Origin of the sequence: Collinsella sp. TM09-10AT (genome assembly GCF_003436275.1) — a bacterium.
Lineage (GTDB): Bacteria > Actinomycetota > Coriobacteriia > Coriobacteriales > Coriobacteriaceae > Collinsella.
The window spans coordinates 44,126-69,419 of the sequence record NZ_QSOP01000012.1; the positions used below are offsets into that span (position 1 = coordinate 44,126).

20 protein-coding genes are annotated in these 25,294 nt (G+C 62.4%); 4 read left to right on the forward strand and 16 right to left on the reverse strand.

The features are described from left to right. Positions 1-103: 103 nt before the first annotated feature. A complete protein-coding gene (locus tag DXD77_RS06330; protein ID WP_199409012.1) occupies positions 104-787 on the reverse strand; it encodes a hemolysin III family protein in 684 nt (227 codons plus the stop codon). A 186-nt stretch (positions 788-973) separates the two neighbouring features. On the opposite strand from DXD77_RS06330, the gene DXD77_RS06335 reads away from it, so the two are divergent. Beyond that, positions 974-1,939, forward strand: a complete 966-nt coding sequence (locus DXD77_RS06335) for an alpha/beta hydrolase (RefSeq protein ID WP_117648230.1) — start codon at positions 974-976, stop codon at positions 1,937-1,939. 251 nt (positions 1,940-2,190) lie between these two features. Here the strand turns inward: DXD77_RS06335 and DXD77_RS06340 are convergent, their stop codons facing one another. From DXD77_RS06340 to DXD77_RS06365, 6 genes are all read right to left on the reverse strand, one after another. Further along, positions 2,191-3,396: a DUF362 domain-containing protein gene (locus tag DXD77_RS06340; protein WP_117648231.1), complete on the reverse strand. Its 1,206-nt coding sequence runs from the start codon at positions 3,394-3,396 to the stop codon at positions 2,191-2,193. A gap of 286 nt (positions 3,397-3,682) precedes the next feature. Then, positions 3,683-6,349: an ABC transporter permease gene (locus DXD77_RS06345; RefSeq protein ID WP_117648232.1), complete on the reverse strand. Its 2,667-nt coding sequence runs from the start codon at positions 6,347-6,349 to the stop codon at positions 3,683-3,685. Positions 6,350-6,357: 8 nt separating this feature from the next. Further along, positions 6,358-7,071, reverse strand: a complete 714-nt coding sequence (locus DXD77_RS06350; protein ID WP_117648233.1) for an ABC transporter ATP-binding protein — start codon at positions 7,069-7,071, stop codon at positions 6,358-6,360. Positions 7,072-7,266: 195 nt separating this feature from the next. Further along, positions 7,267-8,172: an IS3 family transposase gene (locus DXD77_RS06355; RefSeq protein WP_117648248.1), complete on the reverse strand. Its 906-nt coding sequence runs from the start codon at positions 8,170-8,172 to the stop codon at positions 7,267-7,269. A 4-nt stretch (positions 8,173-8,176) separates the two neighbouring features. Next, positions 8,177-8,626 carry a helix-turn-helix domain-containing protein gene (locus tag DXD77_RS06360; protein WP_233506755.1) on the reverse strand — a complete coding sequence of 150 codons (450 nt, stop codon included), beginning with the start codon at positions 8,624-8,626 and terminating at the stop codon, positions 8,177-8,179. A 167-nt stretch (positions 8,627-8,793) separates the two neighbouring features. Next, a complete protein-coding gene (locus DXD77_RS06365; RefSeq protein WP_117648234.1) occupies positions 8,794-9,999 on the reverse strand; it encodes an ABC transporter permease in 1,206 nt (401 codons plus the stop codon). Between the two features lie 206 nt (positions 10,000-10,205). On the opposite strand from DXD77_RS06365, the gene DXD77_RS06370 reads away from it, so the two are divergent. Further along, the gene (locus DXD77_RS06370) at positions 10,206-11,327 is read left to right on the forward strand and encodes an IS110 family transposase (protein WP_117648235.1); all 1,122 of its coding nucleotides are present in this window, start codon (positions 10,206-10,208) and stop codon (positions 11,325-11,327) included. Between the two features lie 200 nt (positions 11,328-11,527). On the opposite strand, the gene DXD77_RS06375 is transcribed toward DXD77_RS06370, so the two are convergent. Beyond that, a complete protein-coding gene (locus DXD77_RS06375; protein WP_117648236.1) occupies positions 11,528-12,703 on the reverse strand; it encodes an ABC transporter permease in 1,176 nt (391 codons plus the stop codon). A 9-nt stretch (positions 12,704-12,712) separates the two neighbouring features. Continuing rightward, a complete protein-coding gene (locus tag DXD77_RS06380; protein WP_117648249.1) occupies positions 12,713-13,651 on the reverse strand; it encodes an ABC transporter ATP-binding protein in 939 nt (312 codons plus the stop codon). Between the two features lie 199 nt (positions 13,652-13,850). Between DXD77_RS06380 and DXD77_RS06385 the strand changes: the two genes are divergently transcribed. Both DXD77_RS06385 and DXD77_RS06390 read left to right on the forward strand, forming a co-directional pair. Continuing rightward, positions 13,851-14,996 (forward strand): sensor histidine kinase, encoded by a 1,146-nt coding sequence (locus tag DXD77_RS06385; protein ID WP_117648237.1) that lies wholly within the window; start codon positions 13,851-13,853, stop codon positions 14,994-14,996. Next, positions 14,993-15,622: a response regulator transcription factor gene (locus DXD77_RS06390; RefSeq protein WP_117648238.1), complete on the forward strand. Its 630-nt coding sequence runs from the start codon at positions 14,993-14,995 to the stop codon at positions 15,620-15,622. Before DXD77_RS06385 ends, DXD77_RS06390 begins: the two co-directional genes overlap by 4 nt. 299 nt (positions 15,623-15,921) lie before the next feature. Here the strand turns inward: DXD77_RS06390 and DXD77_RS06395 are convergent, their stop codons facing one another. The 7 genes from DXD77_RS06395 to bilR form a co-directional block, all read right to left on the reverse strand. Continuing rightward, the gene (locus DXD77_RS06395) at positions 15,922-16,263 is read right to left on the reverse strand and encodes a 4Fe-4S dicluster domain-containing protein (protein WP_117648239.1); all 342 of its coding nucleotides are present in this window, start codon (positions 16,261-16,263) and stop codon (positions 15,922-15,924) included. 7 nt (positions 16,264-16,270) lie between these two features. Next, positions 16,271-17,359, reverse strand: coding sequence for a nickel-dependent hydrogenase large subunit (locus DXD77_RS06400; RefSeq protein WP_117648240.1), 1,089 nt, complete (start codon positions 17,357-17,359; stop codon positions 16,271-16,273). Between the two features lie 5 nt (positions 17,360-17,364). Further along, positions 17,365-18,084 carry an NADH-quinone oxidoreductase subunit C gene (locus tag DXD77_RS06405; protein WP_117648241.1) on the reverse strand — a complete coding sequence of 240 codons (720 nt, stop codon included), beginning with the start codon at positions 18,082-18,084 and terminating at the stop codon, positions 17,365-17,367. Further along, complete coding sequence (locus DXD77_RS06410; protein ID WP_117648242.1) at positions 18,084-18,662, reverse strand: NADH-quinone oxidoreductase subunit B family protein; 579 nt, start codon at positions 18,660-18,662, stop codon at positions 18,084-18,086. The genes DXD77_RS06405 and DXD77_RS06410 overlap by 1 nt, the downstream gene beginning before the upstream one ends. 12 nt (positions 18,663-18,674) lie before the next feature. Beyond that, entirely contained in the window at positions 18,675-21,557 is a 2,883-nt protein-coding gene (locus DXD77_RS06415; protein WP_117648243.1) for a proton-conducting transporter membrane subunit, read from the reverse strand. Between the two features lie 287 nt (positions 21,558-21,844). Continuing rightward, positions 21,845-22,240, reverse strand: a complete 396-nt coding sequence (locus DXD77_RS06420; protein ID WP_117564058.1) for a helix-turn-helix domain-containing protein — start codon at positions 22,238-22,240, stop codon at positions 21,845-21,847. 449 nt (positions 22,241-22,689) lie between these two features. After that, entirely contained in the window at positions 22,690-24,720 is a 2,031-nt protein-coding gene (gene bilR / locus DXD77_RS06425) for a bilirubin reductase, long form (protein ID WP_233506756.1), read from the reverse strand. Positions 24,721-25,294: the final 574 nt, after the last annotated feature.

The following is a 25,294-nucleotide window of genomic DNA, read 5'->3' on the forward strand; positions in this document are numbered from 1 at the left end:
GTTTCTCGAACCTCCAAGATTCGGGACGTCAGGTTAAAACGTTGAGGGCGGATACGGCAGTGGTGCCGGCGCCCAAACGGGGACGCGGGCGCAGGCGTGGTCGCTAGATTACGAAGAGGATCACCGCCATGAACTGGAAGATGCTGCCGGCGAGCACCCACAGGTGAAACACGCTGTGCAGATAGCGCACGTTTTTGGCGATGTAGAACGGCACGCCCACGGTGTAGCACACGCCGCCGACGGCGAGCAGGGCAAGCGCGACGGGGTTCAGCAGCGCCACAAGCTCAGGCAGCTTAAAGACAACGAGCCAGCCCATCAGCAGGTAGACCAGGCCGCTTACCCAGTGCGGCTGACGCTCGCGCATAAAGCACTCCAGTGCGATGCCGATAATGGCGATGGCCCACACGGCAAAGAACAGCGCAGGGCCGCCGTCGTTTGCGAGCGTGATGAGACAAAACGGTGTATAGCTGCCGGCTATGAGCAGGTAGATGCAGCTGTGGTCGATAATGCGGAACACGCGCTTGGCGCCCGCGGGCTGAATCGCATGGTAGAGCGTGGAGGCAAGGTATTCGAGAATAATACTGGCGCCGTAGACGATTGCCGCGGCCATATGCGCCGGACCGCCACCGCGAAGAGCGGCAAATACGATCAGGAGCACAAGACCTGCGATGCCCAGCAGGCAACCGACACCATGGGTGACGGAGTTCATGATCTCCTCGCCCACCGTGTACTGCGGAACGGCCGCGGCCTTGGGTCGCGGCTTGGAACTGTCGCTCGAATCGGACATGCCGGTTACATCCTCCAACGTAAAGAGTTCTCAACACTATATCAAAGCGTCTGGGCGCGTGCGAAATTTGCACCATACGTGACCCTTTGTTTACCCATTCTTTGCCTGTTGACGCATCAACGGTGAACGTCCATAATGCGCTTGCATTAAATGTTGATGTATTAACATCTTATAGGAAAGCTTCTTATGTCTCAAAACGCACGTTCCCATCGAAAGCTTAAGGTAGCCGGTGTTGTTGCGCTGGTGCTCGTTGTCGCGCTGCTGGGGTTTGCCGGCAACTTCTTGTTCGACTTTGCCCTGAATCCCCAAGCGCCCTACACCATGAAGATGATGCAGGACGGCAAGGACGGCAAAAAGGGCGAGCAGATGGATGCCGAGGCAGTCGAGGCGCGGGCATGGTTTAAAGAAAACCGCGAGAGTAGCAGCCTCACCGCAGATGACGGAACCGAGCTTGCCGCCTGGTATTTCGCGGCGTCAGAGAGCACGCACGACTACGCCGTCTGCCTGCACGGATACACCGACGAGCCCATCGGCATGGCCCGATACGTCAAGCGCTTCCACGACCGCGGCATGAACGTACTCGCACCCGCCGCCCGCGCCCACGAGCGTTCCGGCGGTGACTACATCGGCATGGGCTGGCCCGAGCGGCTCGATGTCCTCGCGTGGATCGGGCGAATCGTTCAGGCCGATCCCGAAGCGCGCATCCTGGTCTTTGGCGAGTCGATGGGCGCGGCGACGGCCATGAATGTCGCGGGGGAATCTCTGCCCGCAAATGTGAAATGCATCATCGAGGATTGCGGTTACACAAGCGTTTGGGACGAGTTTTCCCTGCAGCTCAAGGACGTGTTCGGCCTGCCCAGCTTCCCTTTGCTCGATGTGGCGAACTTGGTGTGCAACGTTCGCGCAGGCTATGACTTTCATGAGGCAAGCAGTGTGGAGCAACTCAAACACGCGACGGTTCCCATGTTGTTTATCCACGGCGACCAGGACACCTTTGTGCCGTACAGCATGCTCGACCAAAACTACGACGCGTGCGCCAGCAAGGTCAAGCAAAAGCTCACCATCCATGGCGCCACCCACGCCAAGAGTGCGCAAGTTGACCCCGAGCTCTACTGGAATACGGTCGACGACTTCCTCGGAAAGAATTTTTAGGCAAAAAGCAACGTCCGGGGCTTTATCTGACCCCCTATTTTCGGAAGTATGCGGCAAAATCTGGAACTGCCGACCAGACCGCAGTTTTATCAACAATTTATCAGGGGTTTTGTTGCCAAAAAACGTCGTGTGCTCGGCGGCCTCGAAATTTGCCGCATACTTCCGGAAAACCGCCCGTGGGCGCTGTGCTCACGGGCGGCTTTTGCTCGACTTACGCCACAGAGGCGCTTGTTTTGTTCAATAGCTAGGTGCTACTTGACCTCGATGAGCTCATACTTGCTCGTGCCCAGGCCGATCTTCTCGGCATGCGCGATGCAGGAGCGCCAGTCGGTGTCGGGGTGCGTGATGCAGAAGGGGTCCTTAGCCTGCTCGCCCTTCAAAGGCTCGTGATTGTGCTCCATTTTGGCCGCGCTGTCGGTAAGCTCGGTGTTAGGCAGCGGCTCGGACGCCAGGACGGCGTCGGCGCAGGCCTGGTCGATGGCGACCGGGTCGAAGCTCGCGAACATGCCGATGTCGTTGACGATGGGCGTGTCATTCTCGGGATGGCAGTCGCAGTTGGGGCTGATGTCCATGGCGAGCGAGATGTGGAAGCTCGGGCGGCCGTCGACAATGGCCTTGGTGTACTCAGCGATCTTGTAGTTGAGTACGTCGGCCGCGGCATCATAGTCGGGCTTGATGCAGTCCTGGTTGCACGCCGCAATGCAGCGTCCGCAGCCCACGCAGCGATCGTGGTCGATGGCAGCCACATGAACCGTGCGAGTGCTGCCGTTGGCAAGCTCGCGCTCACGCGTACCGTCAAACGTGATGGCGCTGTGCGCGCATATCTTCTCGCAGGCACGGCAGCCAACGCAGTTGGTGGTATCGACGCTCGGCTTGCCAGCGGCGTGCTGCTCCATCTTGCCGGCACGGCTACCGCCGCCCATACCCAGGTTCTTCATGGCACCGCCAAAGCCGGCCTGCTCATGGCCCTTAAAGTGGGTGAGGCTGATCACGATGTCGGCATCCATGAGTGCCTGACCGATCTTTGCCTCGCACACGTACTCACCGCCCTCGACCGGGACGAGCGCCTCGTCGGTACCCTTGAGGCCGTCGGCGATGATGATCTGGCAACCCGTGGCATACGGGGTAAAGCCGTTCTGGTAGGCGGTGTCGATGTGCTCGAGCGCATTTTTGCGGCTACCCACATAGAGCGTGTTGCAGTCGGTAAGGAAGGGCTTGCCGCCCAGCTCCTTCACGACGTCCGCGACGGCTCGGGCGTAGTTGGGGCGCAAAAAGCCCAGGTTGCCCAGCTCACCAAAGTGAATCTTGATGGCGACAAACTTGTTCTCGAAGTCGATCTGCTCAATGCCGGCGCGGCGAATGAGGCGCTTGAGTTTGTCGAGCTGGCTCTCGCGAGCATGCGTGCGCAGGTTGGTAAAGTACACCTTAGCGGGTGCTGCGGGTGCAGTTGCGGTCATAGATATATCCCCTCGGTCTATATGGCATTACAGACATAGAGGATGGTACCCGTTAAAGTAGGGTCGAAGTCAAGCGCAACGCCGAGTCGTTGGGCACTCATTGGGGACAGACTTAAATGACTGAAACCACTCATTGGGGACAGACTTAAATGAGTGCCTCGCCACCTGGCAGCTAGGGACGTTCCCTTCCGGCAGTTAGGGACAGTCCTTGCCAGCCCGGCCAGCGAGCCGGCGAATCGTCAAAGACTGTCCCCGATGACCAGTCATTTAAGAACGTCCCCGATGACTACTCTTGCACCTTGAGGGCCTCGGCTAGGCTGACGCGCTTGATAGAGCGCGTGTGCAGCAGCGCCACGACCAGGTAGGTCGCAAAGCCAATGCCGACGCATGCAGCCATGGACCAAGCGGGCACGTAGATCTCGATATTGCCGTTGTAGGCGAGCAGCATCGAGCGGAAGATGGCCGTGAGCGAGCCAATAATGACCGGCAGGCTCAGCACGAGCGACGCCGCCACGCACAGCGTGATCGAGCGGATGTACAGATGCGAGATCTCACTATCGCGATAGCCAAAGACTTTCATGTAGCTGATCGAACGGGCGCTGTGGTCGATCACCGCTTTGGTCAGCAGGTACATAAACAGCAGGAAGATAAACACCGCGAGCCCGACCATCATGCCGATCATTTTGCTCATCATGCCGATGAACTGGTCACCCACGGCGCGCATGTCGTCGGGCGTGGTGTCGCCGGCAAAGTAGCGCGCGTCGAGGTCGAGCTTCTCGTCGCTCACATAGCCGTTAAAGTAGGCGGCGTCGTTGTCGAACAGCTCGTTAAAGTCGTCGATACTCATATAGATGTTCATGTCCGACTTGGAGCCCCAGGCACAGTCCTTGCCCGCGTACTCAAAGGAATAATGCTCACCCTCGTACTTGTCGCTGAGCGTGACCTTCTGGCCCTCGCTCCAGCCAAACTTATCGAGCAGACCGCCGCCAAAGACGACGCGGCCATCGCCGATGTTGAGGCCCTTCCAGTAGCGCGAATCGGACGAGATGCCGTAGACAGAAATCGTCTCCTCGCCATTGCCGTCGCCACGGTCGTACTGCAGCTGGTGAACGGCATATTTCTCGGCCTGCGCGATTGCGCCCGCGCCGTTGTCGGTCGTATTGACCGGGTGGATATCGTCGTTGTCAGTGTCGATCTTAGAGGCCTTGTCGATCAGATCGATGGCCTCATCGCGGTTGCAGCCGAGGGCATCGGCAAGATCGTCAAGGCGCGCGTAGAGCGCATCCTTCTTGTCCTTGACCTTAGCAAGCGCATCCTGCGCTGCAGTCAGGCTCTCGGCAGACGGAGATGCGGTCGCGGCATCGGCTGCCGTCTGCGCGGCATCGGCCGCGTCGTCAAGCTCGTCATCGGCATCTTGGGCGGCAGAAAGCAGCACGCCGTCAACCGACTGCAAGCGCTCGAGTGCCGACCACTGCTCGCGCTCCTCGGCAGTGCCCTCGAGCTCCAGCGGCGCCTTGAGCGTGTACTGGTGCTCGGCGACCAGGCTCGTCTCCAGGTTGTCCGCGTAGTGCGTCATCGTGGGCAGAATCGCCAGGCCAAAGAGCAGCAGCAGCGAGGCAAACGCAATGCCCACGAAGAGCGTGGCGAAGTTGCCCAGGTTGCGCAGGAAGACGCGCAGGCGAAAGCGCGAGACAAAGCCCATGCGTTCCGGCAGCTGCAGACCGCGCTTGGTACCCGACTTGCCACTCGCCTCGTGACGAAGGAACTGCAGCGGCGTCTTGCCCATTTTGCGGAGCAGACCCACCAGCGTGATGAGGATGAGCGCGGCGGCGGGGACCACAGCGCACTTCACGAAGATCTCCCAGCTCCAGTACACCTGGAAGGGTGGCAGGCTGTACGAACCGTAGTAGAGACCGCGCATGGGCTCGGTAAAGAACGCAACGCCGAGCGCAGTGCCCAAAAGCGCCGCGACCACGCCCACGATGACGGGAAGTGCCAGGTAGTGCAACACGATCTCGCGGCGGCGATAGCCACTGGCGAGCAGCGTGCCGATGATGGCGCTCTCCTCCTCGATGGTGGCGTCGGTGAGCACCACAAAGACAAACGCCATGATCACGATGATGATGTCGAGCAACGTCATCCACATCATGGAGTCGCCGTCCACGTCGTCGCGCGCATAGCCAATGCCCTGATTGGAATCGGCATCGATCAGATCGTCCACGCGCGCATCGGCATCGGTCAGCGCCTCGACCATATCCTGCTCCGCATCGATGCGATCCGCGGTGGGGAGGTCGCGATCGGTAAAGGTAAAGGAGTAGGTGTAGGCAGGCGCGCCGCCGGCGTCCTCAAGCGCGGCAAAGCCGGCGTCGGTGACCTCGGCCACGCCGTACGTGATGGTGTTCACCGTAAAGTCCGAATTGTCGAGGAACAGCGCCTGGCTATCGGGCTGGGTCATGATGCCGCAGATGGTGTAGGTGCGGCCCTCAAGCTCGACCTTATCGCCGATGGCGAGGTCGTTGTTGGTGGCGAAGACACGGTCGATTGCCACCTCATCGTCCGTCTTGGGCTGCCTGCCTTCGCAGTAGGACGCAATGTCAACCTTGGTGCGATGCGCGTAGGTGCGCAGGGTGCGCTTGGTGCCGTCGTCGCCAGCCGCCTTTTTGATGATGGCGTCGATAGAGAAGTTCTTGTAGAACGTAACGCCGCCGACGTCCTCAGCCGCGTCTTCGGCAGCCTTGAGCTGATCTTTGGTGGCCTCGAAGGAGGTAGTCACGCGGCCGTCCTCGATCGTGTACGCATCGCGCATGTCGTCAATGAGGCAGCCGATGGAATGCGCCGCGAGCAAAAAGCCCGACGTGAGGGCGATGCTTCCGCACATAAGCAAAAAGATGCCCAGGTACTTGCCGATATTGCGGCGCAGCTCGCGCGGGAGTCGTTTTGCGAGAGGTGTCATGGCGCCGCCTACCAATCGAGCTCGGCGGCCGCGACGGGCGACTCGCTGAGCTCGTCCTCGACGATGCGCCCGTCGCGCAGGCGCAGCACGCGATTGGCCATGCGCGCGATGGCGGCGTTGTGGGTGACGATGATGATGGTGCAGCCGTAGGTGCGGTTGACGTCCTCCATGAGCTGCAGGATTTCCTTGGATGTCTTGTAGTCGAGCGCGCCCGTGGGCTCGTCGCACAGCAGCAGGCCCGGATTTTTGACGAGCGCACGGCCGATGGCGCAGCGCTGCTGCTGGCCGCCCGAGACCTGGCGCGGAAACTTGTTGCGGTGCTCGTAGAGGCCCAGCGAACGCAGCAGATCGTCGACGTTGAGCGGTTTTTTGGACAGGTGCGCCGTGACCTCGATGTTTTCCTTGATGGTAAGGTCGGGCACCAGGTTGTAGAACTGGAAGACAAAGCCCAGCTCGCGGCGTCGGTACTCGCCCAGATCGGCGGGCTTGAGCGCCGTGAGATCGCAGCCGTCCACCATGATGGAGCCGCCGTCGGCATCCTCCAGGCCGCCGATCAGGTTGAGAAAGGTCGACTTGCCCGAGCCCGAGGGCCCCAGCATGACGCAGATCTCGCCGCGATTGATGGACGTATCGATGCCATCGAGCACCGTCAGGCGTGCATCGCCGTCGCCGTAGTGTTTCTTGAGCCCGTTGACCTGGACGTAGGCACGCTTTGTCGCCATGCTATCCCCCGTTGTTAGCCTTATGCTACTTTTCTAAGGTAATAGTAAACCCAGGTGAACTATTTTTAAGCGACGTGCGCGAACTATTTTCCAACCTACTCATTGGGACTACTCATTGGGGACAGACTTAAATGAGTGAAATCGCTCATTTGAACTGCGTCCCGAATCTTGGCCTTCTTTTATTAGAAGCGAACACTAGGACGCTTTCAATAGCCGTTTCCGAAACTCCACCGGGGTGAGGCCGCCGAGCGCCACCTGGCGACGCCTCGTGTTCCAATGCACGACGTAGGCGTCGAGGTCCCTCTTGAAGGACTCGAAGTCGGCCCACTCGACGCCCCTGAAGAACTCGTCCTTGAGATGCCCGAACACCTGCTCCGTCGCCCCGTTGTCTAGGCAGTTGCCCTTTCTCGACATGCTCTGCCTGGCGCCGTGCCTCCTGAGCTCGCCGGTCCACCTAGGGTGCTGGTACTGCCAGCCCATGTCGCTGTGGACGATCGGCGAGGCCCCGGCCGGCATCCTCGCGAACAGGCGCCTGAGCACCTCCTCCTGCTGGGCCATGTCCGGGCTCGTCGACACCGACCAGGAGACGATCTCCTTCGTGCAGAAGTCGTAGACCGGGGCGAAGTACGCCTTGCCCCAGGGCTGCCTGAATTCCGTGACGTCGGTCCCGAGCTTCTCCCACGGGGCGCCCGCGCGAAAGTCACGCGCTATCAGGTTGTCGAACCTCTCGCCGACCGGGCCGCGGTAGGAGTTGTAGCGATGGTAGCCGGTCTCCCGGCGGATGCCGCAGCGGATGCCGAGCTCCCGCATCATCTTGAGGACCGTCTTGTCCGCTATCCTCGCGCCCAGCTCGGCCCTCAGGCACATCGCTATCTGGCGGTGGCCGCACCCGTTCGCCGTCCTCGAGAAGATCTCGCGCACGGCCTCCCGGAGCTCTGGCCGGGTCGCTCTCGGCGGGTGCGCCACGGCATAGTGGTAGCTCGACGGCGCGAGCCGCGCGGCCGCGAGCAGGTCGCATAGGCGGTGGTGCCCTGAAAGGGAGGCTACGACCTGGGCCTTCTCCCAGTTCGAGAGCTCTTCTCCGCTTTCAGGGCTATCGATTTTTTTAGATACGCCACCTGGGCCTCGAGTTTGCGCACGCGCTCCTCGAGCTCCCGCTCGCGCGTCCGCCCCCCCCGGGGCCCTCCGGCCTGCCGCGGCGTCCCGGCTCGAGCGCCTCCGGCCCGCCCTCGCGGTACAGCCTGCACCAGCGGTCGAGCGATGTGGCGGCGGCGATGCCGAAGCGGGCCATCGCCTCCGACCGCGGCATCCCCTCGTCCACGACGGCCCTCGCGACGGCGAGCTTGGTCTCCATGTCGTAGGTCCTGCGGCTCTCGCCCATCCCGATCAGCCCCTTCCTCCCGGTTGCCCGGTACGCGTAGAGCCATTTTCTCACCGCCGGGGCGGGAACGTCGAGCTTCTTGGCCGCGAGTTCGAAGCCGAGGCCGGCCTCGAACAGGTCGGCGGCGCGTGCCCTCATCTCGCGACCGTATCTTGCCTTCTTCCTGCGGGGCATTTCCGATGCCTCCCTTTTCTCGAACCTTAATTTCAAAGTCCAAGAAATGGGATGCAGTTCAATTTAAGTCTGTCCCCAATGAGTGGTCCCCAAGTGCCGACATATTGGGACAGTCCCTGCCAGCCCTGCCGGCGAATCGGCAAAGACTGTCCCCAATGACTAGGTGGTTAGGCGTGGGATTTGGCGTGCGCGAGGGCTAGGCCTACGGCGGCGATGGCGGCGGCGAAGAGCACCGTGACGCCTAGGTCGCAGGCGATGTCGCCCAGCACGGCAGACGTCAGGTCCGAGGCAAGCGCCTTGCCGATCGCGTCGTTCACCCAATACGTCGGCACAAAGTGCGCCGCCGTCTGCACGGCCGGACCCATCAGCGACAATGGCATCCAGGCGCCGCCCAAAAACGTCATGAGCATGCCGAGCAGGTTGCCCACGCCGTTGAGCAGCTCCTCGCGAGCGCCCAGGCTCGACAGCGTAAAGCCAACGGCCAGCGGCGTGCACGCCAGGGCAAACGTTGCCGCCAGCGCCAGGCACACGCGACCCACGCCGACCTCGGCAACCGCGCTGGCAAAGCCCACGACGCCCATCATGCTCGACACGAGCCAGATGCAGACGGTGAGCACGGCGGCGGCCGCGAACACAGCGAGCGAACGCTGGCGCTCAGAGACCGGGCTGGCATCCATGCGGCGCACGCGCTCGGGCTCGTTCATGCCCGAGAACACCAGTCCCACCGACACGATGACCGACGAGATGATCGCGTACGCGCCAAAGTTGAAGTACGACTCGAGCGTGGTAGCAGCAGTCGAGTCGACCTTGACCTGCTCGATCTGGACCTCCGCGCGCTTTGCGGCCGCGTGCTCGGCGGCCCTTGCGACGTCGCCGTTGGAGGCAGCGGGCTCTAGTGCGGCCGCAGCGCCCGCGAGCGAGATCCACCGCGAGGCCTCGGCAGACGAAAGCGCCGCCGCCATGGTGCCGGCACCGTAGGTCACATCGAGCTTGGGCAGGGACTCCCCCGCGCGGGCGGCTGCAACAAGATCGTCCTCAAACCCCTCCGGGATAAAGAACACGCAGTCGGCGCTGCCTTTGGCGCTGTTGCTCTTGGAGAGCGCGTCAGCAAGGTCGTATGTGTCGTCGCCGACGCCCGTGACCAGGTCAAAGCGTGAGCCCAGGTGCTTGGTAAGCGCCCGCGAAAGGTCGCTATCGTCGCGGTCGACCACGATCACGTTGGTGTCGTAGGGCTTGTACTCGGTAAGCTGCGACGAGTTCCAGCTCACCGAAGCCGCGATGAATACGCCCATGAGCGAGATGAACACCGTATAGATGAGCAGGTAGAACGGGTGCGCCAGCGCCATGCGAAGCGCGGTCTTAAAGGTGCTCATAGCGGCTCCTTCCAAAGATCAGCGTAGCGGCGGCGACAAACACCAGGGCCATCAGGACGAGCGCGCCGGCGCGAACAGACACTATGACCCAATCCGAGGGCACTAAAAAGATAGGAGCCCCCGCTCGTGACCGCGGGTCGGGGCTGCGACAATGATGTTGAAGTGCCATAGGCGCAGCCGCGCCGCAACGAGGTTGGGAGGCTCCCATGCCAAAGTATTCTACCGCGTTCGGGATGGACGTCCACCTGAGGTCGACCACCGTCTGCGCCCTCGACGCGGACACCGGCGAGGCCGTGACGAGGAGGTTCCCCGGCAACCCCTGGGGCGAGATCGCCGGGTGGATGGGTGGGTTCCCCGGGCCGTCGCTCGCGGCCTACGAGAGCGGCTACCCCGGCTTCGCCCCGCAGAGGGAGCTCGCCGGGCTCGGCGTCGAGTGTGTCGTCGCCGCGGTCTCGAAGATCCCCAGGTCGGCCGCCGACTCGGCCTCCAAGAACGACAGGAACGACGCCGCCAGGATGGCCAAGGCGATACTCGCCCACGACATCTCCCCCGTATGGGTCCCCTCCCCCGAGGTCGAGGGCATCAGGGACCTCGCCGGCGCCTACGACGGGGCGACCGCGCGCCTGGCGACCGCCAAGCAGCGGCTGCTCGCCTTCCTCGCAAAGCGAGGGTTCGCCTACGGCGGCACCACGCCCGCCGGCAACCCGAGGAAGTACTGGACCTACGACTTCCTGAGGTGGCTCGACAAGGTCAGGCCGGAGGACGATGGCGGGGTTCGGACGCTCGCCGCTCTGAGGAGCGAGGTCGAGGCCGCGGCGGAGGCCCGGGCGGATCTGCTCTCCGAGTACAGGGCAGCCGTGGATGCCAGCCCGATCGCCGCGGAGGTGGCCGCCCTCCAGTCGATCAAGGGCTGCGCCTTCGCGCTGGCCGCAGCCTTCTCGGCCGAGGTCGGCGACTTCACGAGGTTCCGTTCCGGAAGGCAGGTCACGGCCTATTTCGGCCTCGCGCCGAGTCAGAGGTCGAGCGGCGACTCCGTGCGGCTCGGAGGCATCAGCGGTGCGGGCAACGCGCTCGTGAGGAAGCTGGCCGTTGAGGGTTCATGGTGCTACGCCGCGGCACGGCACCAGCCGAAGCTCATGCCAAGGGACACGGGCGTGCCCCTCGAGATAAGGATGCACGGGAGGAAGGGATCCGAGCGGCTCCTGCGGCGGCGCGAGGAGATGCTCGCCCGCGGCATGCCCGCGGCGAAGGCTAACGCGGCCACCGCGGCCGAGCTCGTGAGGTGGCTCTGGGCCCTCGGCATGATGTGCCGGGAGGGCGCGGAATAGACATAGCCCCCGCCCCGGCGAGCCGGGCGGCCTTCGGGGATACCCCCTATTTCGCTGTGCGCGCGGAGCCCTCCGCATGCGCCTCGACAGACTTGGGGAACCCCGCCGAAGGAATGGAGTGCGGGCCGACAGAACGGTATCCGCGGATATGAGACTGAGCCGAAGGCGTCGATGACATGCCGGGGGCGGACCGGGACGGGTTAACGGCAGGCCCCGCCGACCGATTGCAAGCGGTCGGCGGGGCCATTGTGGCTCTTGACAGCGGATTGGGTCATATGAGCGAAGGGCCCCAGGTCCTCAAAGAAATACAGGCGATTGAACATGTCGCAGATGAGCTTGACGGGGTTGAGCCAGCACTCGACCGGACAAGCGCGGGCGACGTCGTCGGCAAGCGCCATCGCCGGCTCGCCGTAGAGGCCGGCGAACAGGGCGCACGTGGTGGCAAAGCCCGTGAGGATGCCCGACTTGGATGCCTTGCCGCCCTTAACGGGAAGCGTGCCCACAAAAAGCCCCAGGCCCGTGGCGGCAAGCGCGGATGCAGCCCCGCCCAGCAGGCACAACCCCTCGCGCCCGCCAAAGTCGACGCCCACGACCAGGCGCACGTAGCCGATCGCAACCGCCATCGATGCAAAGGAAACCAGCCACGAGCCGACAAAAATGCCGGCCAGCGACGCCGTCTTGGAAAGACCGCCCACGCAGCGGCGCGCGCCGAGGCCGGACAGATTGGGCTGCAAATCGACGACGCTCAAGGCGGCAAACTCGGCAGACATCATCGCGACCAGGCCAAAAAGCGCGTAATAGTAGATGACCGTGCCATCGGGCGTGGCACGAGTCAGGCTCACGCGGCGGGTTCCGCCCTCGAGCGACAGGGCGCGCGCAACCGCCTCCGGGTCGGCAAGCGCCGCCGGGTTGTCCTGGGCAATCTGGGACATGAGCTCGGCATTTTGCGTATACGAGCTTGCCGCCGTTTCAAGGATGCTGCGGTCGGTAAGCACCGACGAGGCGCGCGAGCTGTCGTAACTCGATAGCAGCGTGAGCCTGGGCGTGCCCGCGGCATCAACCGTATAGATGCCCGCGACCTCGCCGGCCTTGAGCGCTTTGCGCGCGGCAGCCAAGTCTTCGTACTCGCTCACATCGAGCAGCTGGTCGTCGCCTGCCTTGGCAAGCGAAGCTGCCACATCCTTAAAGGTCGAGGCATCCCAGGCCTCGTCCGCCACGACGGCAACCGGCACCGGGTCGACCGTGCCGTCGGAGCTGAGGTTCGCAAACATAAACATGAACATCGTGGAAAGCGCGATAGGAAAGAGAGCGCCCCAGACCCACGTGCTCGGCCGGCGCAGCAGCGTCTTGACCGTGGTGATGATGGTGTTGAACATGGCCGCCCCCTAGTCGCGCAGCTCGCGGCCGGTGATCTCGAGGAACACGTCGTTGAGGGTCGGCGGTTCGGAATAGATGCGGCCGAGCGGCACGTCATGCGAGCGCAGCGCATCGAGAATGTCCGTCAGGTTGTGCGGGCTCGCTTCGCACGAAAACGTGAGCTGTCCCGCCGTTGCCGAAAGGTCCAGAACGTGCGGCAGGCTTGCGACGGCACCGAGCGCCGCACTCGGAACCTCGCCGACCTCGATTACAATCTTCTCGCCCATCTGAATCATGCGCTTGAGCTCGTCGTTAGTGCCCTGCGCCAGCACGCGGCCGCCGTCCATGATCATAATGCGGCTGCAGATCTGCTCGACTTCCTCCATGTAATGGCTGGTATACACCACCGTGGCGCCCTCGTCGCGCAGACGGCAGATGCCCTCCAGGATGGCGTTGCGGCTCTGCGGGTCGACCGCCACCGTGGGCTCGTCGAAGAAGATGAGCTCGGGCTTGTGCGCGATGCCGCAGGCAATGTTGAGCCGGCGCGCCAGGCCGCCCGAGAGCTTACCGGGGCGGAACTTGGCAAAGTCGCCCAGACCGACAAAGTCGATCGCCTCGTCCACGAGCGCACGGCGGCGCTTGCGGTCGTTGACGTAAAGACTGCAGAAATAGTCGATGTTCTCGCGCACCGTGAGCTCGTCGAACACCGCCACCTGCTGTGGCACCACGCCGATGCGGCGCTTGAGGTCGTAGCGGGCGGGCGTCATGGGCTCGCCGAACAGCTCGATGGTGCCTTTGTCGTAGGCAAGCAGCTGCAGAATACAGTTGATGGACGTGGTTTTGCCCGAGCCGTTGGGGCCCAGCAGGCCAAAGATCTCGCCGGGGGCGATGTTCAGGTTAAAGTGGTCGAGCGCAATAAGATCGTCATAGCGCTTGACGAGGTTTTCGACATGGACGATGTCTGTCATGAGGAAGCCCTTCTGTTGATTGCGGTCCAGTACGATTGCATCATCGCAGGAGCGGGCGGCGCGCACCAGTGAGCTTTGTCACGAGTGCGGAGGTCTTGGTCGTGCGGCCTGCCGACGCCCCCGCTTTGCCGCGCGGGAGGAATGTCACGGTTGCGCAGGCGGCCCCTCCACCACGCGCGGCTTCGCGTACAATACCCGTATGAACAGGCTTTTCGACAAATCGATCGTGCTGGCGTGCTGCATCGCAGCCGCCGTGGGCCTTGCTGTGGACGCTCGCCTGGTCGCGGCGTTTTGCCTTGGCATTATTACCACCTCGCTGGCCGAGCTCGCGCAGAAGGAACGCACGCGCCGTGCAAGCGAGACCGCGAGCTACGTCTACATCATCGCGGCCGTTTTCGTGCCGCCGTTTGTGCCGTTTGCGCCTCTCGCCCTCTATGACATCGCGCGGCGCGTGCGCCGTGAGCACGCCTGGGTCGCGCTGGGCACTGGCTCCATCTTTGCCTTTGCGCTCGTCGCGGACCTTCGCACCGACGCGCTCACCGCCCGAACGCTCCTGCTGACCGCCATCCTTTCGGTCGCCGCCACGTTGCTGTCGCTGCGCACCGCGCAGCTGGAGCGCGAACAGGAACGCATGCGTCGCACCCGCGACAAGCTGCAAGAACGCGCCCTGGCACTCGAGGCACGCAACCGCGACCTCGCCGACCGCCAGGACTACGAAGTCGAGCTCGCGACGCTCGCCGAACGCGCCCGCATCGCGCGCGAAATCCACGATAACGTGGGCCACCAGCTCACGCGCGCTTCGCTTCAAACCGAAGCCCTGCGCGTGGTCCATGCCAACGAGCCCGGCGTTGCCGCCGATTTCGCCGACGTCAAATACACCGTTGACGAGGCGCTCCAGCTCGTGCGCGCCAGCGTCCACGCGCTCAACGACAATGCGACCAACCTCTCCGTGCAGCTCGAACGCATCGTTGAAGGCGCGCGCTCGGACAGCGGTCCGCAGATTGAGCTTGAGGTTTTGGCCGAGCATGCGCCCGCCAACGTCGCCAACTGCTTTGCGGCGGTGCTGCGCGAGGCGCTTTCCAACGCCATGCGCCACGCCCATGCCAAAACCATTACCGTGCGGTGCATGGAGCATCCGTCGTTTTACCAGCTCATCGTTACCGATGATGGCGCAGACGCGACCCCGGCGAGCAGCAGCAACGTCGCAGAAGGCATGGGGCTCGTCTCCATGCGCGAGCGCGTCGAGGCGCTTGGCGGAACCTTCACCGCCGGCCTGCGCGCCGGCGCCCCCGGCTGGCGCGTGTTTGCCACCGTCCCCAAACAGCAAGGAGATGACGCCCGATGAGGCTCATAGTTGTCGACGACGACCGCTTGGTAGTCGATTCGCTCAAGATTATCCTGGGCGCCCAGCCGCAGATCGAAGTGGTGGGCACCGGAGCCGACGGCAACGGCGCGGTGGCACTTTACGCCGAGCACGCGCCCGATATCGCGCTGCTCGACATTCAGATGCCGGGGCGCGACGGCCTTTCGGCGGCGCGCGAGATCCTTGAGCGCGACCCTGCGGCGCGCGTGGTGTTTCTGACGACATTCTCGGATGACGAGTACATTGTGTCGGCGCTCAAGCTGGGCGCCCGCGGCTATCTGATCAAGACCGATGTCGCCGCCATTCCACCGGCGCTGGCGCAGGTCATGGACGGCAAACGCGTGCTCGAGGGTAAGGCGATCGAGGATATCGACTTTGACGGAACGGGCGTTGAGGCGGGCATGCCCCGCCGGCCCGCCGCCTTTGCCAGCCTGACCGACCGCGAGTTCGAAGTCGCAGAGCTCATCGCCCGCGGCCTCGATAACAAGGAAATCGCCGCCACGGCCTACATGGGCGAAGGCACGGTGCGCAACCACATCAGCTCGATTCTGGCAAAAATGGGCCTGCGCAACCGCACCCAAATCGCCATCGCCTACCTGCGAGGGTAATTACCCAACGGCCGACCGCCCCGGCAAAGTAAAATGGCTGCTACCGATTTAATGCCATTTCAAAACTATGTCGGTTTACTACGATGAATCGCCCACCTTCGACCACGGCAAATTGCGCGCTTACAAAACCGCAGGTAGAACGCTTGCAATATTTAGAAAAATGCAGTCATGGTCGGGAATGTCGAATTCGTCGTAGTAAACCGACATGGTTTTGTTCGGGCGGCCCAACCGCGAGTTCACGCGCGGGGCCGGTGGGGCATTTTTGCCCCACCGGCCCCTATTCCAGCTCTATTCCAGAGCTATTCCGGCTTGGTTTCTACCGTGGGAGTCTTATCCGCTGCGACTGGGGTACGGGCGGTATCCATAGTCAGGCAGTGTTTGGGGCAGCTTTCGATGCACTCGCCGCACACCACGCAGGCGTACGGGTCAATCGACCAGGTGCCGCCTTTGCGATCGACCGCGAGTGCGCCCGCCGGACAACGCCGAGCGCACATGCCGCAGCAGATGCACACGTCCATGTCATTGACAATATGCCCGCGCAGGCGCTCGGGCGCCGTCAGTTTCTCCTGCGGATAGCACACCGTGACCGGCTGCTTGACCATAGAACCCAAGGCCGTCTTGGCAAATGTCAGCAAACTCATGCCGCGCCTACCTTTCCGTGCAGCTAATGCAGGGGTCGATGGTCAGGATAATCATGGGCACGTTGGCAAGGAGCACGCCCTGCAGCGCATGTGTCAGACCCGCCAGGTTTTGCGACGTCGGCGTTCGCACGCGAAAACGGTCCAGGTTCTTGGTGCCGTTGCCGCGTACATAGTAGTACGCCTCGCCGCGCGGCTGCTCAATCACAACTTCGCCGCGCGCGCCGTCGGCCGGCGTAAGCTTGGTGCGCCCGCCGATGCCGTCGTGTGGAATCTTACCGACAAGCTCCTTGATGATATCCATGGCCTGCGTGACCTCGGTGCAACGCACCTGGCAGCGGGCATAGCAGTCGCCGTCGGTTGCCACGATGGGCTCAAACGCGGCCAGATCCGCATAGGCGCCGTCGCCAAACATGCGCACGTCGTAATCCACACCCGAGGCGCGCCCAAACGGTCCGACCATCGAAAGCTCCAGCGCGTCTTTCTTGCTGATCACGCCCACGCCATGCAGACGCTCACCACAGCTGGCGTCGTCCAAAAACGTATGCACCAGGGCCTCGTAGTCGGGACGCATGGCATCGAGTGTCTGGACAATACCCGCCAGCTCGGAGTCCTCGATGTCGTGCTTAAGGCCGCCGATCTCGTTGATCGACAGGATCACGCGACCGCCGCACGTGCTCTCAAAGATCTTGAGAATCTGCTCGCGCAGGGTCCATGACCGATAGAACAGCGCCTCGAAACCAAAGGCGTCGGCGAGCAGTCCGAGCCACAGCAGATGCGAGTGGATGCGCGAAAGCTCATGCAAGATGGTGCGGATATACCGCACGCGGCCGGGCACCTCGATGTCGAGCATACGCTCGCAGGCGCTGGCATAGCCGCAACTGTGGCCCACGGCGCAGATGCCGCAGATGCGCTCGGCGATGTAGCCAAACTGATACATATCGCGCTTTTCGGTGAGCTTCTCGAGTCCGCGGTGCACAAAGCCGATCTGCGGAATTGCCTCGATGACGCGGTCGTCCTCGATCACCAGGTCCAGATGAAGCGGCTCGGGCAGTACTGGGTGCTGCGGGCCAAACGGAATAACAGAGCGATGTGCCATGGACCTTACGCCTCCTTTTTCTGCTTATCGCGGGCGGCCTTGGCGGCAAGCGCCGCGCGGACCTTGGCCGCTTTCTCGGGATCCATGGCGGCGAGCTTTGCCTCCATCTCGGCGGCCTTGAGCGCGGCCTTCGCAGCAGCCTCATCGTGTTGAGCATCGGAGCCGGCAGCCGCAGCGGGCTGAGCGACGGCAGCACCCGCAGCATCGCCAGCGCCCACAGCGCCCTTCCCCGCGGCGGCCGCGGTAGCGGCAGCCTTCTCGGCCGCGGCCTTGCGCGCCTTGGCCTCGGCGGCCGCGCGGACTTTCATGGCCTTCTCGCGCGCAGTCTTCACCTCGGGCGTGATGACGCTCATGGGTTCGGCAGTCGAGACCTGGTAGAAAAAGCCCTTAAAGTCAATCTGCATGTCGGTAATGGCAAGACCAAACAGGTCGTGGGCCTCGTTCTCAAACGGAAACACCGCCGGATAGTACGAGCTGATGGACGGAATCTCCTGGTACTGGTCGATACCCTCGACCACCAGGTTCTCGATCGCATAGTTTCCGTCCCGCGCGATCTGCTCTTGCGCGGCGCGGACGTTGATAAACGTATAGACCAGGCGATACGATCCGTCGTCCACACAGCGCTCGGCGTGCATCTGCACAAAGCGCGCGCCGACGCCCTTGAGCGCCTGGACATGCGACAGGAGCTCGTCGATCCCGACGGTAGTATAGATAGCCTTTTGCATTACTCGGCCTCCTTTGCAGCGGCGGGCGCACCGTCAGCCGTGCCTGCGTCGACACCGGCCCCGGCCCCCGCGGCCACAAACCCGTCCTCGCCCAGCCCAACGCCACCGTCCCAGGTTGCGGCGCCGCCCACGGTAAGCGGGTCACCGCCAGCACGCATCACGGCCTCCTTCTGGTCCAGGATGCCGCACGCCTCCACGATGGCATCGATCACGGTCTCGGGACGAATGGCGCACCCGGGCGCGTACACGTCCACGGGAATCGCGCGGTCCACGCCGCCGATCACGTTGTAGGCATCGCGGAACACGCCGCCCGAGCACGCGCAAATGCCGCACGCCACAACGCACTTGGGCTCGAGCATCTGGTTGTAGATCTGGCGCACGACGGGCAGGTTCTGGGCATTGACCGACCCCGTCACCAAAAAGATATCCGCATGCTTGGGGTTGCCGGTGTTGACCACGCCAAAGCGCTCCGCATCGAACAGCGGCGTGAGCGAGGCCAGCACCTCGATATCGCATCCGTTGCAGCTCGAGCCGTCGTAATGAATAACCCACGGCGAGCGCGACATTTTATGATCCATGGATGCTGCCTCCTAAATAAACACGTCGACGAGGATGGGCATAAGGTTGAGCAGGCCAAACACCAGCGCCACGCCCCAGCCGAGCTTAAAGCAGCTGCGCCAGGTGCTGCGGGCAAAGGTGTTGTCGATCAGTACCTCGACAAAATACGTCGCGACCATCACGACCAGGGCGACCACCCAGCTCACCGGGTTGTCCCAGACAAAGAACATGCCCACCCACATCAAAAACAGCACGGTCTCGCACCAGTGCATAAGGGTCATCTTGGCCAGCGTGCTGCCGCTCATCTCGGTGGCGACGCCCTGGACAATCTCCTGATGCGCGTGATGCGAGTACGAAAGGTCGAACGGCGACTTGCGTAGCTTGATGGTAAGCACCGCGAGCAGCGCAAGGAAAATGGGCGCGCTGTACACGATGATGGGGGCCGACTGCCCCGTCACGGCAATGGAATCGAAGCTGTCGGTGGCAAGGTACAGGCCCACGCTCATCAGCAGAACGGCGGGCTCGTAGCTCATAACCTGCAGCAGCTCGCGATCGGCGCCGACCTGCGCAAACGGGCTTTGCGTCGAGGCGGACGCCAGCACCACAAAGATCGCGGCGAGCGTCACCATAAAAGCGCACAGCAGCGTGTTGGAACCCGACACAAAGATGCCGCCGCCTACCACGGTAAAGATGAGCGCACATGCCATATAGGTATCGTCCATGGTGTTTACGCTGGCAGGGGCCTTGCGCAGCAGCTTGGCAACGTCGTAGAACGGTTGCAGCAGGCGCGGGCCCACGCGGCCCTGCATGCGAGCGGACAGCTTGCGGTCGACTCCGTCGATCAGGCCACCCACAAGCGGCGCCAGCAGGGCAAACACCACGGTACCTATAAAAATGCCCACGACACCCGAGCCTTCGAAATACTTACCGCGCAGCACCGAGGGCGCGCTCATGGCAAGTCTCTCGGGCCCAATCCACGCGCAACACAGCAGCGCAAACAAGATAATGCTGCAACACACGACGCTACCCGCGGGGCCAATACGCTTCTCGCCAAGGGCGTCCTCCGAGTACCAATTGCGCTTTTCGGCCTTCACCTCGTGTCCCATCGAGCCACGGAAATGGCGATATTTGTCGGTCCCCACACCCGAAAGGTACACGTTGACGTGCGGTTTGTTGCTCACGCGGAATGAAGTCAGCAGCACCACGGCGATAAACGCCACGATAACCACCATCAGATACATGGAGTCCTTGCCAATAACGTACGGCACGCGGCCAAACACCATGGCCAAGTAAGGCGACACCAGGCCGCTCGAGATGAGCGGGAACGCCACGCAGCAAAGAATCAGCAGCGCGGCGATGGTGTTGAGGGCCATCCATTCGGTCTTATGGACATTGACCTCAACGTTTTGAGCCGTGGGGTCGACGCCCGAAAGCTTGGCAAGCCACTTGCCCCAGAAGAAGAACGTCGCGGCCGAGCCAAAGGCAAGCACCATGATCATGAGCACGTTGCCGGTCTGCGCGAACGCCACCAGGGCGCCCCACTTGGACACGAGCATGCCAAACGGTGCCACGAACATGCCCATGATGCCCAGCATCATCAGACGCGTAAGGTGCGGCATGCGGCTGAACATACCGTCCATGTCCTCGATATTGCGGCTGCCGATATGATGCTCGGCCGTGCCCACGCACAGGAACAGCAGCGACTTGGCCACCGTGTGGAACAGGATCAGGAAGATGGCGGCCCATACGGCCTCGGGCGCGCCGACACCCAAGCAAGCACTGATGAGGCCCAAGTTGGAAATGGTGGAGTACGCGAGGACGCGTTTGGCGTTGCTCTGCGAGATGGCCATGAGGGCAGCGAGCAAAAACGTGATGGCACCCACACTCGTGACCATAAAGCCGGTCACGGGGTAGATGGCATAGAGTGGGCTCAGCTTGACCATCAGGAACACGCCGGCTTTGACCATGGTTGACGAGTGCAGCAGGGCGCTCGTGGGAGTGGGTGCAACCATGGCACCCAACAGCCAAGTGTGGAACGGCATCTGTGCGGCCTTGGTGAGCGCGGCGAGCGACAACAGGATGACCGGCATCACCAGCAGCGCGGACTGCGCGGTTCCGGTGCCGGAAAGCTCGATCATGCCCGAGATGGTCAGCGGCATGCCGTTAACGTGCAGATACATAAGTCCGGCCAAAAACGCGATGCCGCCCAGCATGTTGAGGATGATTTGGGTAAAGGCGTTCTTGATGGCCTCGGGCGTACGCGTATAGCCAATCATAAGGAACGAACACACGGTGGTGATTTCCCAGCCGCAGAACAGCCACTCAAGGTTGTCGCTCGTCACGATGACGAACATGGCCGAGAGGAACAGGAACATGAGCGCCAGGAACTGCGGGCGACGGTCGGGCGCGGTCTGCCCGCGCAGCGCGGCCTCGTGCTCGTCATGGGCCTGGAAGTCCTTCATGTAGCCCAGGGCATACAAGCAGATTAGACTGCCAACGATGCCGACGGCGAGGACCATGATCACGCTCATGTAGTCCAGGTAGAGTGGCGTTGCCGTGACGGCTTCGGCCGCGGGCAGCGTCATGGCTGCAAAGGCGAGCGAGCCCACCAGCTGGACTATGCCGAGCACCGTGGTGAGCGCGTTCCTATATTTGTACGCGTTGTACAGGATGACAGCGCACAGGATGACGTCGATAACGGAACTGATGATCGAGAGCACATGCGAGGTGCCGGGGGCAACCTCAAAGCTCTGCGGACCCGTGCCAAAAAACATGACGGCGACTACAACCGTCACCGCCATAATGATGCCAGAGCCTACAAGCCCTACCGCATCGCGGGCGCGGTCACCGCGCGCGAGCAGCATGCCCAGCGCCGGTACCAGCGGAAACAGGGTAAGGAAATACAGTAGCGTCATACCATCACTCCCCCATGCAAAAACGCTGCAATTGTTTAACGTTATAGCTCAGTTGAGGAGTAGCGGCGGCGGGTTTTCGGTCAACTGGGGAGTTTTAGGCGTACGGGGTAAGGAGTCTGTCCGCTTTGGAGCAGAGAGGCGACGCTCCCCCTATCGCGGCGGCGGGCGCACGGGCCACTGCGCGCGGTTTATTAACCACTTTGGAGGATGTTCCAGTAGGCTCACGACGGTCCAAAAAGTTGGCGCGGCAAGAAAAATGCGCCCCTGTGGGCGCACCATCCCGTTCGCTATTCCGCTTTTTTAACGCGCGGCTTGCGACCGCGCGGCTTATCAACCAGCGCGGACTCACCGCTCTCGCGATACTGGCGGCACCAAGCCTTGACCGAAGACTCGCTGGGAATCTTGTGCTTGATCATGGCCTCGCGAACCGTTAAGCCGTTTTCCAAGCGGTCCTTGACCACGGCGAGCTTAACTTCGTACGAATAGGTGTGATGATGCGAACCGGCGTTGAGAACGGCGTCGGCACCGCCCACGGCATACGCGCGGGCCCACTGACGAGCCGTGGCCTGGGGAATGCCAAGCTCCGCGGCGAGGGCGCGATGACCGACCCCCTCTTGGAGGACCTCGACGGCGCGCTGCCTAACCTCGGGCGCATGCGTGCGAGTCCTAGTTGCTTCCGACATACCTGCCACTTCTTAGCCTTAACCGTTAATCTGCTTTCTTACGTGCAAGTTAGATAGTAGCATTTTACTGTTTGCTCAAAGCAGTTAATTAAAATAGACGCGGTGTTATCTGGGCATTTGGCACCAATTTACGACATTTCTTTATCGATTATTTACGCTGGTAGCTGACTCGCAGCCAATCGTCATTCGCTTGTCAACAAAATTGGCATCTCTTTATGTCCTTTGCTATAGCGGATATGATTATTAACCCCTCCCCCAATTATTTTGAGTAATCGGCAAGGCAGTAGACGTCCTTACTCCTCATGATTACCGCGCATTGCCATCCACCGGAGCAAAACAAAAAGGGCGGGGCCTGCTGCGCTTGCAGGCCCCGCACCGGTTGACACCCGACGGGACACAGCCGGGCGAGACGGATCCGTGCTACCGTCCCGCCTGGCCGCGATGTTCAGCTACAGCTCGTTGGCCGCATGATACGCCGTGCGAATGGCGCTCGCGATGTCGGCGGTGCGCTCGCCCGAGCAGTCGCCCACGCAGGTCACGGGCACCGTCACGCCATCCAGGTCAAACGCGTTGGCCTTGGAGCCCACGGCCATCACCACGTAATCGCAGGCGATCTTCACCGGCTCCTCGGCACCGTCCTCGGTGGTGTGCACGGCCTCCACGCCCTCGTCGGTAATGGCGGTCAGGCGGGTCTTAACGTGCTGTTCCACGTTGTGGGCGGCAAAGTCGCTCATGATCAGCGGCAGAATGGTCTCGGACTCGCCAGCGGCAATCTTGTCGAGCATCTCGACAATCGCCACCTCGCAGCCGTGCTGCAGCAGGTACTCGGCAGTCTCGATACCCACCAGGCCACCGCCAATGACGGCGACGCGCCCGCTGAGCTCCACCTTGCCGGCCAGCACGTCCCAGCTCGAGACGACCTTCTCCGAGTCGGCGCCCGGAACGGGGATGACCACGTCATGCGCGCCCACGGCCACAATCGCGGCGTCGGCGGCGTTGAGGTCCGCGGGGCGAGCGGCATGGTTGAGCTCAACCTTCACGCCCAGGCCGGGCAGAATCTTCTCGTAGTACTCGACCGAGCGCATAATCTCATCCTTGCGCGGAGGCGCGGCCGCCAGCACAATCTGGCCGCCCAAGTGATCGCTCGCCTCATAGACGGTCACGTCGTAGCCGCGCTTGGCCGCCACGCGTGCGGCCTCCAGGCCGGCAATACCGCCGCCCACCACGGCGATCTTCTTGTCGCCCTCGCCCGGCTTAATGGCGATGGTCGCCTCGTCGCCGTTCTCGGCGTTGAGCACGCACGAGATGTACTTGCGGTTTTGAATCGCATCGACGCAGCCCTTGTTGCAGTTGAGGCACTCGCGGATGGGCTCGCCGGTCGCGGCCTTCAGCGCAATGTCGGGGTCGCACATGAGCGAGCGGCCATAGGCGATAATGTCGGCCGCGCCGTCCTCAAGAATCTTCTCGCCGGCCTCGACCGAAACAACACGGCCGACGGTGGCCACCGGCACGGAGACCAGGGCCTTGACGCGCTCGGCCACCGGCAGCGTCCAGTTGTAGGGCATGGCACCCATGGGCGGAATGGTGTCGCCCATGTTGCCGGTGTGGTTGGCCTGCGCGACCTGGATCATGTCGATGCCCGCGCCCTCGAGCAGCTTGGCGAACTCGCAGGCCTCGTCGGGCTGCAGGCCACCCTTGCCGCGCGGCGTGCCGTCGGGGTTCTCCATGATCACGGGGAGCTTGTACTCCACCATCAGCTGCGGCGCGGCTTCCTTAATGGCGGCGACGACCTCGAGCGCATAGCGAACGCGGTTCTCGAACGAACCGCCGTACTCGTCGGTACGCTTGTTGAGGATGGCCGAACATAGCGAACCCACCAAGCGGTCGCCGTGGACCTCGATGGCGTCAATGCCGGCCTGCTGCGCGCGAGCGGCCGAGGCGGCGATGGCCTCCTTGATCTGGGTGAGCTGCTCTACGCTCGCCTCGTTCACAAAGTGCTGCATATCGTGGTGCAACTTGGCGTAGGCCTGCTTGCGGATCTCGTTGGACTCGGCCATCTTGGCGGCAAAGGTCTCCTCGTCGCCGGCGGCCTTGGCCTCCTGCGCGGCCTTGGCGGCGGCCATGGAACCCATGACCATGCGGCCGACACCGGGCACGTCGTACTCGGGGTGGAACAGCTGCAGCGCGACCTTGGCGCCGTGCTTGTGAACGGCGTCGGCCAGCGCCTTAAACGTGGGGATCTGGGCGTCGGTCGCTAACTTGGGCGTGGGGCTTGCGGTCATAACAGGAGCAACGTCGCCGATGACGATGTAGCTCACGCCGCCACGGGCCAGGCGCTCGTAAAAAGCCAGGCTGCGCTCGCCAATGGAACCGTCGCGCTCCTCGTAGCCGGTGGTCAGCGGCGGGAACATAATGCGGTTTTTAAGCTCAAGGGGGCCAACCGTAATGGGCTGGAGCAGTTTGGATGCGGGTGCGGTCATGGACATTCCTCTCTTGTAGGCGCGGCGGCGATGTTGCCGCGTAGTTGTCTAGAGGATATGACATGGGAGCACGGCGACGCAACGGAAATCGGCAGATAGCAGGTAGCGGCAGGTGGATGGGGCGGGGCCGGCTGCCGGTTTGTCTCAATCTGTAACAGTAAGACCCTATTTTGCCGAGCAACTGTTACAGATCGAGACAAACCGAAACCGTCCCGGCGGAAAATCTCAATCTGTAACATCTACAGGCCAAAAACGACCCTAGATGTTACAGATCGAGACATTCCTCTCGACCCATCCCTAACAATCTAGATCTGTAACATCTGGACCCACTTTTGACCCCTACCTGTTACAGATTGAGACAAACCAATCCCGTCTGCCGAAAGATCTAGATCTGTAACAGTTACTCGGCAAAATGGGCCCCAGATGTTACAAATCGAGACAAACGGGACCCGCCTGCAAGAAAATCTCAATCTGTAACAACAACTCGGCAAAATCCGTCCCTCGTGTTACAGATTTAGACAAACTGAGACCGTCCTGCCGAAAGATCTCAATCTGTAACACCTAGCCGCCCAAA